The sequence below is a fragment of the Mycobacterium sp. genome (genome assembly GCF_044370595.1).
In the GTDB taxonomy this organism is placed as follows: domain Bacteria; phylum Actinomycetota; class Actinomycetes; order Mycobacteriales; family Mycobacteriaceae; genus Mycobacterium.
Map to the genome: position 1 here is coordinate 1 of NZ_JBILVF010000089.1, position 13219 is coordinate 13219.

Consider the following 13219-nt stretch of genomic DNA (forward strand, 5'->3'; position numbering starts at 1 on the left):
GCCCAGCCGCCGCCAGAACCGGATCCGCATGGCGCGCTTGGGTTCCAGCCCACGCAGGTAGCTCGCGACGGTCACCACCGCCGGTCCCAACGTCAACGCAGCCAGCACCACCACCAGCATCCCGATGAACAGCGGGACACCCAGGGACTGGAAGGTCGGCAGTCGGGTGAAATGCAGGCAGAGCATCGCACCGGCGATGGTCAGGCCCGATCCCAGCACGACGTGCGCCGTTCCGCGGAACATCTCGTAGTAGGCGGATTCCTTATCGGCGCCCTTGGCCCGGGCTTCCTGGTAACGACCGAACAAGAAGATCACGTAGTCGGTGCCGGCGGCGATCGCCATCATCGTCAGCAAGTTGACGGCGAACGTCGACAGCCCGATCAGGTCGTAATGGCCGGCGAAGGCGACCACCCCCCGCGCGACGGCCAGCCCGAGGAACACCATGAACAACGCCAGCAGGACCGTGACCACTGACCGGTAGACGAACAGCAGCATGAGGGTGATCACGCCGAAGGTGAGCAACGTGATGAGTTGAAGGCTGCGATCACCGGCGATGTGGGTGTCGGCGATGAGTGCCGACTGCCCGGTGACATAGGCCTTCACCCCGGGCGGTGTCGGCACGCTCTCCACGATGGTCTTGGTGGCCTCCACCGACTCGTTGGCCAGCCCCTCGCCCATGTTGCCGGCCAGGTAGACCTGCACATAGGCCGCCTTGCCGTCGGCGCTTTGAGCGCCGGCCGCAGTCAGTGGGTCACCCCAGAAGTCCTGGACGTGCTCGACGTGCTTGGTGTCGGCGTTGAGCCGGGTGACCACCTCGTCGTAGTACCGATGGGCGTCCTCACCGAGCGGCTGATCGCCCTCCAGCACGATCATCACCGCGGTGTTGGAGTCGAACTCCCCAAAGACCTTGCCGATCCGGTTCATCGCGATGGTCGACGGGGCGTCCTCGGCGGCCATCGGGACCGACTGGGCTTGGCCGACGACCTCGATCTGGGGCACGGCGGTATTGGTGAACGCGGCCAGCGCCAGCCAACCCAGGATGATGGGAACGGCGAGCAGGCGGATCATGCGGGCGATGTGGGGACGTGTCGCGTGCTGCGCCTCCGGGCGGGCCTCGGGCGGTGTGATCATCCGGATTTGACGATGCAGAACGTCTGTGCGCTGACTCCTGTGGAGACCCGCTCGTCCTTGACCTCGCCGTCGACGGTGATCCGACAACCGATGGTGTCGCTGTTGCCCTGGGCGACGATGTTGGCGGCTGCGGCGGGCGCGTTGGTGGTCAGGGTCACCGACCACGGCAGCACGACGTCGCGCGCGATCTGGGGTTCGGCGTCGAGGTTGAGGTAGTTCACTGTGGCGACGGATCCCGGCGGGCCGAAGATCTCATAGACCACGGTCTTGGGGTCGAATGGCGCAGGATCGTTGGACAGCCCACTGCCCGGCCGGGTGGTCTCGGTTTTTCCGAAAACGCCGTGCAGTCGGTCGACGGTGAAGGCCGCCACCGCCATCACCGCCAGAATGACCAGCGGCATCCAGGCCTTCCGTAACAGCCGAATCAGCCAGTAGCCGAGACTGCGCCGCGAGCGTTTGGCCTTGTCCTGGGTCTTCTGCACGGCCCTGGCTTCGGCGGCGGATCGTCTGCCGGCCCTGGCGGTCACCTTCTGAGCCGCTTTAGCCCGCCGTGTTTCCCGGCGGCTGGCTTGCGGTGCGGCGACGGTGCCGTGGTTTTCGCCGGGGATTTCATCGTCGGGAACCAGTGCCTCGGGGCTGTCCACCGTCACGTAGCGCTCCCTTGGGCAGCGCGTTGAGCGTGGTGGGACCCCGCGACCGTCACCGCTACATAGTATGACTAACAGTCTGCTGATGCTAAACGGCTGTGACGCGTGTCATGGGTTGGTCACGACCGCTCACATCAGGGTCGCTGTGAGGCCGAAGTCGGCGATCGCCGCCTCGATGGTCTCCCGCAGCTTTTCCCGGGTATTGACCGATCCGGGCTCCCAGTTCATGACGGAGACGACGACTTTCCCGTGGATGCGCAACGATCCGATCATCAGCAGTCCGCCCATGTGGTCGAGCTCGCCGGGAGTGATCGGCCATTCCACCGTCCGCGCCCAGAAGAAATCTGCGTCCGTGCCGTCCGGGCGGTTCACATCGGGGTCTGCGTCGCCGACATTCGAACAACCGACCGGACGCCCAACGCCCATCGCCAGCCCGTGCAACTTACGGGCAACGCGTTTGGGCGTCAGGGGTGTCAGCGGCACGGTAGCCAGCAACTTGTGTTGTTCATCGCCACGGCCGATCAGCGCTTCTTTGACCGCCGCCCGGATCCCGGTCAGGGTGGTCGTCACCTCGTCCGGTTGCGCCATGACCGAAACTCCGGTCAGAGCATTGGCGCGGGTATCGGATTCGGTCCGCTGGCTGACCGGCAGTTGCAGCATGACCTGTCCCGCCGAATCCACCCGGCCCCGACGCTTGCCGATCCTGGCGGCCAGGCCGGTCAGCAGGGCGTTGGGCGTCCCCCCGAGGCTGGCAGCGCGCTGATCCCACTCCGGGATGTCGACGAACGCGCAGACCGAGGGGACGATCACCGGTTGCTGCTGCTGGCTGGTGGCGGCCGTGGTCCGCTCTGCCGAGGAGCGAAGTTCCTCGGTGTCTTCGCGGGCAAGCCGGACAGCCGCCTTGACCGCGCGGGCCATGTCCGGTGCGGAGCGACGCAGGGCAGCGAAGTCTTCACGCAGCGCACGTCCGCGCGCGCGGGAGCCCGGCGGCGGATAACCCAGATCCCACGTCATGCCTTTGACGGCCAGCAGAGCCGACAGGATGCTCGCGGCTCCGTCGGCGACCATGTGCGAGACCACCATGGTGACCGCGGTTCCCCCGTCCTCCAAGGGCAGCACCGAAAGTCGCCATGACGGTCCACGCTCCGGATCGATCCGAACGGCTGCTTGCTCGTCGAGCCAGGCGCCAAGATCGCTGCGCGGCCGGGCCGTAGTGGCGATCGAGAAGTTATGCTGATCGGGCGCAGCCACCCACCGATGGCGACCGAACGGCAGCGGGGATCGCTCGATGCGGCGTCCGAGCAGGCCCTGACCGAGGTTACGGTGGAACCGGCGGAGGCCCTCCATGTCGACGCCGTGGTCATAGATCCACATCGCCTGTTGCAGCGTTTCGCGTCCGAGTGCCCGCAGCGACAGGAAAGCCGCCTGATCGAAGTAGTCGAGCTGGTTATCCACCGGCTTACCCCCCGGGTTATCCACTGCGCCCCGGCTCCGGTTGCTGATCCATCCCGGACTCCTTGCGCTGCTGGGCGGTGATCGGCGCAGGAGCATCGGTGAGCGGATCCACCCCGCCGCCGGACTTGGGGAACGCGATGACGTCGCGGATGGAATCCGCACCGAACAGCAGTGCGGTGATGCGGTCCCAGCCGAAGGCGATTCCGCCGTGCGGGGGCGCCCCGAAAGTGAAGGCCTCCAACAGGAATCCGAACTTCTCGTCAGCCTCCCCCGCATCGATACCCATCACCGCGAACACCTTCTCCTGCACGTCGCGTCGGTGGATACGAATCGAGCCGCCGCCGATTTCGTGGCCGTTACAGACGATGTCGTAGGCGTCGGCCAGAACCGTTCCGGGATCGGTGACGACGGCGTCGGCCTGTTCGGACTTGGGTGAGGTGAAGGCGTGGTGCACGGCAGTCCAGGCACCGGTACCCACCGCGACATCCCCGGAGGCGGTGGCGTCACCGGCCGGTTCGAACAGTGGCGGGTCGACGATCCAGACGAACGCCCAGGCGTTCTCGTCGATCATGTTCAGTCGTTGGGCTATTTCGCCGCGCGCGGCACCCAGTAGAGCGCGCGAAGTCTTGGCCGGCCCGGCCGAAAAGAACACGCAGTCACCGGGTTCGGCGCCGATGTGAGCGGCCAGGCCGTCGCGCTCGGCCTCGGAGAGGTTTTTGGCGACGGGGCCACTCAACGTGCCGTCCTCGCCGATGAGCACATAGGCCAGTCCCTTGTGGCCGCGCTGCTTGGCCCACTCCTGCCAGCCGTCAAGAGTGCGGCGGGGCTGGGATCCCCCACCGGGCATCACGACCGCCCCGACGTAGGGCGCCTGAAACACCCGGAACGGGGTGTCAGCGAAGTAGTCGGTGCACTCGACGAGTTCGAGTCCGAAGCGCAGATCCGGTTTGTCCGAGCCGAATCGGCGCATAGCCTCTGCGTAGGTCATCCGCGGGATGGGCCGCGGCAACTCATAGTCGACAAGGGACCACAGCGCCGCGAGGATCTCCTCGGCGACGTCGATGACGTCGTCGGTGTCGACGAAGCTCATCTCCACATCGAGTTGGGTGAACTCGGGTTGGCGGTCGGCGCGGAAATCCTCGTCGCGGTAGCAGCGCGCGATCTGGTAATAACGCTCCATGCCCCCGACCATCAACAGCTGCTTGAACAGCTGCGGGCTCTGCGGCAACGCGTAGAAGCAGCCCGGCTGAAGTCGGGCCGGCACCAGGAAGTCTCGCGCGCCCTCCGGCGTGGAACGAGTCAACGTCGGTGTCTCGATTTCGACGAAGTCGTGACTTGCCAGCACCGACCGGGCGGCCGCGTTGGCCTTGGAGCGCAGTCGCAGCGCCGCACCGGGGCCGTCGTCGCGACGCATATCGAGATAGCGGTGCCGCAGCCGCGCTTCTTCGCCGGCCGGCTCATCGAGTTGGAAGGGCAGCGGCGCGCTCTCCCCCAGCACCGTCAGCGATATCGCGTTGATTTCGATCTCACCGGTGGGTATCTCGGCGTTGGCGTTGCCTTCCGGCCGAATTTCGACGACCCCGTCGACGGCTACGCAGAATTCGGCACGCAAGCGGTGGGCCGGTGCGAGCACGTCGGCCTCTCGGAAAACCACCTGTGCGACCCCGGAGGCGTCACGCAGGTCGATGAAGATGACTCCGCCGTGGTCACGTCGGCGCGCCACCCAACCCGCCAGGGTGACCTTCTGCCCCGCATCGGAGGCCCGCAACGAGCCGGCGGCATGACTGCGCAGCACTAAATCTCCCTGATCTGACGGTGAATCAACCGGTGAACGCGTGCCAAGTCTATGAGGTGGGCGATGCGGCCCTCGAAGCGGCTTTCGAGCAGGCCACCGGTCGTCGACGCTGTGGCAAACTGGACCACGGCAAGCGCCCGGCCAGACGGGTGAAATGACGAGGAGCGGTCATGACCTTCAACGAAGGCATGCGGATCGACACCAGCACCACCTCCACCGGAGGCCGCGGCGGGGGTCGCGGCATCGCGGTCGGCGGCGGTGTCGGCGGCCTGGCGATCATGCTGATCGCCCTGTTCCTCGGCGTCGACCCCGGCCCGGTGCTCCAGCAGCAGTCGGTTGGCCCCGCCCAGTCCCAGGGCAGCAGCTACGACCTGAGCAAGTGCAAGACCGGCGCCGACGCGAACAAGTACGTCGAGTGCCGGGTGGTCGCCACCGGCAACTCGGTGGACACCGTCTGGCAGCAACTGCTGCCCGGCTATCAGCGACCGAAGATGACACTGTTCAAGGGGCAGATCAACACCGGGTGCGGGGCTGCTGACAGCGATATCGGCCCGTTCTACTGTCCGGCTGACTACACCGCCTACTTCGACACCGACTTCTTCGACATCCTCAAGCGCGACTTCGGCTCCAGTGGCGGCCCGCTTGCCCAGGAGTACGTAGTCGCCCACGAGTACGGCCATCACGTCCAGAACCTGACCGGCGACCTGCAGAAGGCGCAGGGCCGGGGAGCCCAAGGCGCTCAGGGCGCCGGGGTGCGATCGGAATTGCAGGCCGACTGCTACGCCGGGGTGTGGGCGCACTATGCGGCCATCACCAAGCAGCCCGGCACCGACGTGACCTATCTGCAGCCGTTGAGCGACCGGGACATCGCCGATGCGCTGTCGGCGGCAGCCTCAGTCGGCGATGACCACATCCAGAAGCAGGCCACCGGCCGAGTCACCCCGCACACCTGGACTCACGGGTCCTCGGCGCAGCGCCAGAAGTGGTTCACCGTGGGCTACCAGACGGGTGACCCCAATAAGTGCGACACCTTCAGCGCGCGCGATCTGGGCTGATCCCCAGCAGGTCCCGGGGATGGTTACCAGGGCCGCAGCGAGCACTGGACACCGCTGCCCCCCTGCTGGGACACCACGACCTGGCCGTCGACGGCGATTTCGCAGCGGAACTCCGGGTTGACCCGTAGACCGCCGCTGGCGCTGACAAACGCCCACTGGTTGGGATCGTTGAGTGTGGCTTGGAACTTCCACGGTGCGCCGGGGCCCACCAGCGTGCGGGCCATCGGCATGAACTTCGGATCGTTGGCCTCGGCCTGGCTCGGCGGGTCGCCGGTGACGTAGTAGATGTTGGCGGTCAGGTCGCTGGTGGTGGTGACGGTGTAGGTCACCTGGCGGGCCCCCGCGGGGGCGGAGTCGGTCTCCGGGGCGGTGCTGCTGGTCGCCGCGGGCGCAGTCGGCGCGGGCGCAGTCGACGTCGGCTCGGGGGACGTCGGGGCGGCAGGGTCTGCGGCCACCGGGGGGGCGCCCGCGATACCGGCGGCCACCAGGGCGACCGCCACTGTCAGATGTCGCATACCGGCCATATCGGCGGTTCGCACCGGGGCGTTACGGCTTCGGTCAGCCGGCATCGCGGAGCGTTTCGGGCCCCCGCCGGGCGGGTTGGGCCAGCGCTGCCAGTGTCCCGAACAGGTCCACCGAGCAGGCCACGGCGGCCTCGACGAAATCACCCAACGCGACGCTGTCAGCCGGACGGGAGTGCCCACGGACCTGCACCCCGACCAGCATCGGATCGCAGGAGTCGTGAATTACGCTGCCCACCGCCGGGGTGCCGGCGTTGCACCGGTCCACCAGGTCTTCCAGGAGTTGACGGCTCTGCGCCGGGTAGTAGCGATCCGGGGTGATGCTGGCCTGCAGACCACCCCGGTCGGCGTCGCAGACCTCCAGATGCACGTTGAGCCGGCCACGGTCGGCACCGACGACGAAATCGACGAGATAGAAGTACTCGTCGTCGTGGTGGCCCCGGAAATACCGCACACCCCTGGTGCGCAGATAGTCCTCGATCAGCCGGTTCATGCCTGATCAACGGGCCGGACCCGGCCCGAGGTTCCCCGCCGGCCCTAAGAAAACATTGAGGGCGCCCCGACTTCGGAATCGAACGCGGCCGGAACCGCCCGAGTAGCCGTAGGGGTGATCAGCTCAGCCGCGAAACCACTTCAGCTACAACGGAATTGACCAGGATGTCGACTTGCTCACCGGTCGAGAGGTCTTTGACCCCCACCGTCCCGGCGTCGATGTCCCGGTCGCCGGCGACCAGCGCGATCCGCGCTCCGGACCGATCCGCCGCGCGCATGGCTGCTTTGATTCCGCGGTCTCCGTAAGCCAGATCGGCCCGCACTCCAGCGGCCCGAAGCGCCGCCGCCAGTCGGGCGAGTTCGAGCTTGGCCTGCTCCCCCAGTGGCACGCCGAACACCTCGCAGCGGGTCTGCGAGCCCACTGGCTTACCTTCGGCCCGCAGCGCCAGAACGGTGCGATCCACACCGAGACCGAAGCCGATGCCCGAGTGGTCCTGGCCACCCAGTTGGGCCATCAGGCCGTCGTAGCGCCCGCCGCCGCCGATACCGGACTGAGCGCCCAGACCGTCGTGGACGAACTCAAAGGTGGTCTTGGTGTAGTAGTCCAGGCCCCGCACCAGACGGGGATTGACCACATAGCGAACTCCCAGCGCGTCCAGATGCGCCAGCACGGTGTCGAAGTGTCCCTTGGCGGTGTCGGACAGATGGTCCAGCATCACCGGTGCATCGGCGGTCAGCTCACGGACGTGCGGTCGCTTGTCGTCGAGCACCCGAAGGGGATTCAATTCCGCCCGAGCCCGGGTGGCCTCATCCAGATCCAGACGGAAAAGATACTGCTGCAACAGATTTCGATACTCTTGCCGGCAGGTCTCATCACCCAGTGAGGTGATTTCCAGCCGGAAGCCTTCCAGGCCCAGGGAACGGAAACCGGCGTCAGCGACGGCAATCACCTCGGCATCCAGCGCCGGGTCGTCGACGCCGATCGCCTCCACACCGACCTGCTGCAACTGGCGGTAGCGGCCGGCCTGTGGGCGCTCGTAGCGGAAGAACGGTCCGGCGTAGCAGAGTTTGACCGGCAGCGCACCACGGTCCAGACCGTGTTCGATCACCGCCCGCATCACCCCGGCGGTCCCTTCCGGGCGCAGGGTGACCGACCGTTCGCCGCGGTCGGTGAAGGTGTACATCTCCTTGGAGACCACGTCGGTGGACTCCCCCACCCCGCGGGCGAACAGGGCGGTGTCCTCGAAGATCGGCAACTCGATGTCGCCGTAGCCGGCTCGCCGGGCGGCCTGCAACAGACCATCGCGGACGGCAACGAACTCCGCCGATTCCGGGGGCAGGTAGTCGGGCACGCCTTTGGGCGCCTGGAACTCGCTCACCAGGCCGCCCCGGCGTCCGGCAGTGCGGTCATAGCGTCAGCCCCTCAAGGAAGGGGTTGGTGCGTCGTTCCAGCCCGATCGTGGACGCCGGGCCGTGTCCCGGCAGGACTGTGACGTCGTCGTCGAGGATCAGCAATTTGTTTAGGATCGAACCCAGCAGATCCCGGCCGCTGCCGCCCGGCAGGTCGGTACGCCCGATCGACTGACGGAACAGGGTGTCACCGGTGAACGCAACCCGATCCTCGCCATCGGTCGCGGTCCCCGTGACCCGGAAGACCACCGATCCGCGGGTGTGTCCGGGGGTGTGGTCGACGATGACGGGAATACCGCCCAGGTCCAGGGTGGCACCGTCACGGTCGAGTTCGATCACCTGTCTGGGCTCCCGGAACATCGCACCGAACGCCATCTGGGCGATCCGCGGGCCGAATCCCCGGATCGGGTCGGTGAGCATGAACCGGTCCTCGGGATGGATGTAAACCGGGCAACCGAAGGTGTCGGCCACCTTCTGCGCCGACCAGAGATGGTCGATGTGGCCGTGCGTCAGCAGAACCGCCGCCGGGGTCAGTCGGTTCTCGTCCAGGATCCGGCGCAACGGCCCGAATGCCCGCTGACCGGGGTCGACGATGATGGCGTCTGACCCCTGGCGGGCGGCCAGCACGTAGCAGTTGCAGGCCAACATGCCGGCTGGGAAACCCGTGAGCAACACGCTGGACAGTGTCCCATCCTGCGGTTGGGGTGGGTCTTGACCCCCGGCCACCGGCCGGGCTGGCACACTCGTCTGCGCGGCGAAACGCCGGTAGCGCGGACGGAAAGGATCGGCAGCGTGTCCAGCAACGCAGAACGACGCGAAACAGCCAAGCGCGAACTTGAGCGGCAGCTTGAGCAGCGCGCTCAGCAGGATCGGCGACAGCGCATCCTGACCGTGGTCGCGGCGATGATGACCATGGTGGCCGGGTCCGCGGCGATCGCGTTCTTCGCGTTCAGAGGCGAGAACAAGCCCGCCACCACCGATCCCGCGGCCGGCAGCACCCCGGCGGCAGCCGCCCCGACGCCCACCGAGTTGATCCGCGGCGGTCCCGACCAGTTGCCGGCCTTCAAAGCCCCAGCCGACCTCGGCGCGAACTGCCAGTACCCGGGGGCCAGCCAGAAGGCCAAGGACGTCACACCCCCCAACACCGGGAAAGTTCCCACCGATCCGGCGACGGTCAGTGTGAGCATGTCCACCGACCAGGGCAACCTCGGCCTCATCTTGAACAACGCCGAGGCGCCGTGCACGGTGAACAGCTTCGCCAGCCTTGCCCAGAAGGGTTACTTCGATGACACCGTCTGCCACCGTCTGACCACCGCCCCCGACCTCGGCGTCCTGCAATGCGGCGATCCGACGGGCACCGGGTCGGGCGGACCGGGCTACGCGTTCGCCAACGAGTACCCCACCAATCAGTACGACAAGGCCGATCCGGCGCTGGGCAAACCGGTGCTCTATCCGCGTGGCACACTCGCGATGGCCAACGCCGGCCCTGACACCAATGGCAGCCAGTTCTTCCTGGTTTACAAGGACTCCAAGCTGCCGCCGAACTACACCGTGTTCGGCACCATCGACTCCACCGGCTTGGCCACCCTGGACAAGATCGCCGCGGCCGGCGTCGGCGGTGGCGGGGTGGACGGCAAGCCGGCCACCGAGGTGAAGGTCAAGTCGGTCCTGCTGGACTAGCTCCGATCCGGTCAGCCGATCCCTGCTGCGGTCTCGGCGGGAATGCCGGGGTGCAACACCGCCACCGGGCATTCGGCATGCGCCAGCACCTTCTGGCTGACCGATCCCATCACCAGGCCGGAGAACCCTCCCGAGCCGCGGCTGCCCACCACCAGCAGGACCGCACCGCGGGCCTCGGCGAGCAGCACCTCGGCCGGCCGCCCGGTGCCGCCCACGAAGGACACCGGAACATCGGGGAACGACGAGGCGGTCACGATCACCGGCGAGTGGAAGGCGCTGGTGTCCGATCCGGGCGTGGCGTCCTCGGGGTGGATCCGCTCGGTCTCGGGCTCACCGCGCCCCGGGTCGACGTTCACCGCCACCACCCCGCAACCGACTGCCTGGGCATGACGGAAGGCGAATGCGGCGGCCCGGTTGGAGGCCGGTGATCCGTCGTAGCCCAGCACCACCTGCCCCGGGTTGCCCTCATCGCCGTCGGATTCGAAGGGCACTCCGCCCTCCATCCCCGAGTGCACCACCACCACCGGGCACTGGGCGTAGGGGGCGACATGCATTGTGGTTGAGCCCAGCAGCAAACCGCGGAACCCTTCGACGCCACGGGACCCGATGACCACCACATCGGCGTTCTCGCCGGCAGCCAGCAGTGACTGCACCGGGGCATCGGGCATCTGCAGCGCCCGGATCTGCACGTCGGGTTGTTCCTGCCGGGCGAGGGCCACGGCATCCCCGAGCACACCGGTCGGCTCGGTCACCAGGGTCGGCTCGGCGTCCGCGTCGGGGCGGGCATGCAGGACCGTCAGCGGCAGGCCGTAGGCCATCGCCGTGTCTGCGGCCCAGCGCACCGCGGCGACGCCGTGCTCGGATCCGTCGGCACCGACAACGACACCGCTTTCGGCCGCGTCGACTTCCTCGGTCATGAGCGCTCCATCCAATCGAGATAAGTACTGCAAAGAGCAAACACCAAGCCGGGTCGCCGCGTGAGCGGTACGGTACTCTCCATCGTTGATTCGGAGCCAACCCGGCGGGGGCAGCATGAGTGAAACACATCAGGTTCACCACGCGCCTGAGTCCGATTTAGAAGAAAAAGGCCTGTCGCGCAACTCGGTCGGAGTGCTGGGCAGTGTGGTCCTGGGGATTTCCTCGGTCGCGCCGGCGTATGCACTCACCGCGACCATCGGCATCCTGGTGTCCCAGACCGGCCACAAGATGGCGGTGGTGATCATCGCGGGGTTCCTGCCGATGTTCTTCGCCGCCTACGCCTACCGCGAACTGAATAAGGTGATGCCGGACTGCGGCACCTCGTTCACCTGGACCAGCAAGGCCTTCGGTCCCTACATCGGCTGGATCGGAGGCTGGGCGGCCGTTCTGGCGACAGCGATCGTGCTGTCCAATCTGGCCGGGGTGGCCGTGGAGTTCTTCTACCAGTTCCTCGGCGATCTGTTCCGAAACGAGCAACTCGGCAACCTGTGGGAGTCGACGTGGATCAATGTCGCGACCTGCCTGACCTTCCTGGCTGTCGCAACCTGGGTGGCCTATCGCGGCATCACCACCACTGAGCGGGTGCAGTTCGTCCTGGTCGGTTTCCAACTGGCCATCTTGGCGACGTTCGCCATTGTGGCGATCGCGAAGTCAGGTTCGGCGCCTACCGGGATTCCGTTCTCCTGGGACTGGTTCAGCCCGGCGGGACTAACGGTGTCGGCGTTCGTTGCCGGGCTGTCCGGGTCAATCTTTGCCTTCTGGGGCTGGGACACCTGTCTGACGGTCAACGAGGAGTCCAAGGGCTCGACCAAGACGCCTGGCCGCGCGGCGCTTCTGTGCGTGCTATCGATCCTGCTGACCTACCTGATCGTCGCCACCGCAAGCCAGATGTACGCCGGGGTCGGCGAAGAGGGTCTCGGACTGGGCAACACCGAGAACTCCAGCAACGTCTTCGGCTCACTGGCGGAGCCCGTCCTGGGCAGTCCGTGGCATCTGCTGCTGTATTTGGCGGTGCTGGCCTCCAGCACCGCGAGCCTGATCACCACCTTCCTGCCGTCCTCGCGGACCATGCTGGGGATGGCGACCTACAAGGCCCTGCCGCCCCGATTCGCTTCGATCCACCCGAGGTACCTGACCCCGTCCTACGCGACCGTGACAGCCGGTGTGGTGGCCGGGACGTTCTACACGGTGCTGCACGTGCTCTCCAAGAACGCCTTGATGGACACCATCTACGCGCTGGGCATCATGATCTGCTTCTACTACGGCCTGACCGCCTTCGCCTGCATCTGGTTCTTCCGCCACGAGTTGTTCACCAACATCAACAGCTTCGTCTTCAAGCTGCTGTTCCCCCTCCTGGGCGGATTGGGGCTATTCGCAGTCCTGATCATCACGCTGCGCGACAGCGCCTCACCGGACTACGGAAGTGGCGCAAGCGTGTTCGGGGTCGGCTTGGTCCTGATCCTGGGCGTGGGCTTGATCGCGCTGGGCCTGGGCTTGATGCTGGCCTGGCGTGCGGTGTCCCCGGACTTCTTCCGCGGCGAGACGCTGCGCAAAGACACCCCCGTGGTGGTGGGGTAGACCCACCGCCACGGTTCAGTCGGAGTGGCAGGCTCCGCCGCCCTTGGCAGTCGGGGCTGCGTCAATCGAGGGATTGCGGTCGAAAAAGCCGGAGGGCTTGAGCCAGAACGACACCGTGTCGACCGACATGATCGGCCACTCCTCCATCCGGGTGATGTGGTGGATCCCGAACACATACCAGAGCACCACATCGGTGTTCACCAGCGGCGCATCATCCTTGATCCACTCGGTCATCCCGGTGTCGATTTCGGACTGAGCCGGGTATTTGCCTGCCGGCCAACGTTCCTCGCCGCTGTTCTTGGTGACCCACAGGGTGTGGCCGATCACCGGAGCGCGCAGATACTGGACCGTCGACGGGTCCATCATCGGCGGGAAGCATGCTCCTGGAACCAGTTTGTAGGAGACGTTGGTGCCGTAGGAGTTTGTCTTGTTCGGGTTGACGACCTTCCAGGCGCGCTGGGTTGACCAGTCGAAATC

Annotated in this window: 13 protein-coding genes; 3 read left to right on the forward strand and 10 right to left on the reverse strand. The window is 66.7% G+C overall.

Annotated elements, in window-relative coordinates:
• The 4 genes from ADBZ5N_RS12245 to aspS form a co-directional block, all read right to left on the reverse strand.
• Positions 1-1131 (reverse strand): MMPL family transporter (locus tag ADBZ5N_RS12245; RefSeq protein ID WP_526257753.1); only part of this gene is annotated, 1131 nt, incomplete at its 3' end.
• Entirely contained in the window at positions 1128-1559 is a 432-nt protein-coding gene (locus ADBZ5N_RS12250) for an MmpS family transport accessory protein (RefSeq protein ID WP_526257765.1), read from the reverse strand. The genes ADBZ5N_RS12250 and ADBZ5N_RS12245, both read right to left, overlap by 4 nt.
• 348 nt (positions 1560-1907) lie before the next feature.
• On the reverse strand, positions 1908-3233 hold the full coding sequence (locus ADBZ5N_RS12255) for a hypothetical protein (RefSeq protein ID WP_526257754.1): 1326 nt from the start codon (positions 3231-3233) through the stop codon (positions 1908-1910).
• Between the two features lie 16 nt (positions 3234-3249).
• Complete coding sequence (gene aspS / locus ADBZ5N_RS12260) at positions 3250-5028, reverse strand: aspartate--tRNA ligase (RefSeq protein ID WP_526257755.1); 1779 nt, start codon at positions 5026-5028, stop codon at positions 3250-3252.
• 170 nt (positions 5029-5198) lie between these two features.
• Here aspS and ypfJ point away from each other — a divergent pair, with 170 nt between their 5' ends.
• Entirely contained in the window at positions 5199-6083 is an 885-nt protein-coding gene (gene ypfJ, locus ADBZ5N_RS12265) for a KPN_02809 family neutral zinc metallopeptidase (protein WP_526257756.1), read from the forward strand.
• A gap of 23 nt (positions 6084-6106) precedes the next feature.
• Here ypfJ and ADBZ5N_RS12270 read toward each other — a convergent pair whose 3' ends face one another.
• From ADBZ5N_RS12270 to ADBZ5N_RS12285, 4 genes are all read right to left on the reverse strand, one after another.
• Positions 6107-6652, reverse strand: a complete 546-nt coding sequence (locus ADBZ5N_RS12270) for an Rv2576c family protein (protein WP_526257757.1) — start codon at positions 6650-6652, stop codon at positions 6107-6109.
• Positions 6642-7097, reverse strand: coding sequence for a hypothetical protein (locus ADBZ5N_RS12275; protein ID WP_526257758.1), 456 nt, complete (start codon positions 7095-7097; stop codon positions 6642-6644). Before ADBZ5N_RS12275 ends, ADBZ5N_RS12270 begins: the two co-directional genes overlap by 11 nt.
• 118 nt (positions 7098-7215) lie before the next feature.
• Positions 7216-8475, reverse strand: a complete 1260-nt coding sequence (gene hisS, locus ADBZ5N_RS12280) for a histidine--tRNA ligase (RefSeq protein WP_526257759.1) — start codon at positions 8473-8475, stop codon at positions 7216-7218.
• Between the two features lie 28 nt (positions 8476-8503).
• A complete protein-coding gene (locus ADBZ5N_RS12285; protein WP_526257760.1) occupies positions 8504-9181 on the reverse strand; it encodes an MBL fold metallo-hydrolase in 678 nt (225 codons plus the stop codon).
• Between the two features lie 117 nt (positions 9182-9298).
• Here ADBZ5N_RS12285 and ADBZ5N_RS12290 point away from each other — a divergent pair, with 117 nt between their 5' ends.
• The gene (locus ADBZ5N_RS12290) at positions 9299-10186 is read left to right on the forward strand and encodes a peptidylprolyl isomerase (protein WP_526257761.1); all 888 of its coding nucleotides are present in this window, start codon (positions 9299-9301) and stop codon (positions 10184-10186) included.
• An 11-nt stretch (positions 10187-10197) separates the two neighbouring features.
• Here the strand turns inward: ADBZ5N_RS12290 and ADBZ5N_RS12295 are convergent, their stop codons facing one another.
• A complete protein-coding gene (locus ADBZ5N_RS12295) occupies positions 10198-11103 on the reverse strand; it encodes a universal stress protein (RefSeq protein ID WP_526257762.1) in 906 nt (301 codons plus the stop codon).
• 115 nt (positions 11104-11218) lie between these two features.
• Between ADBZ5N_RS12295 and ADBZ5N_RS12300 the strand changes: the two genes are divergently transcribed.
• On the forward strand, positions 11219-12742 hold the full coding sequence (locus tag ADBZ5N_RS12300; protein WP_526257763.1) for an amino acid permease: 1524 nt from the start codon (positions 11219-11221) through the stop codon (positions 12740-12742).
• Positions 12743-12757: 15 nt separating this feature from the next.
• Here ADBZ5N_RS12300 and ADBZ5N_RS12305 read toward each other — a convergent pair.
• Positions 12758-13219, reverse strand: a 462-nt coding sequence (locus ADBZ5N_RS12305) for a copper amine oxidase (RefSeq protein WP_526257764.1), incomplete at its 5' end; no start/stop codon positions are given.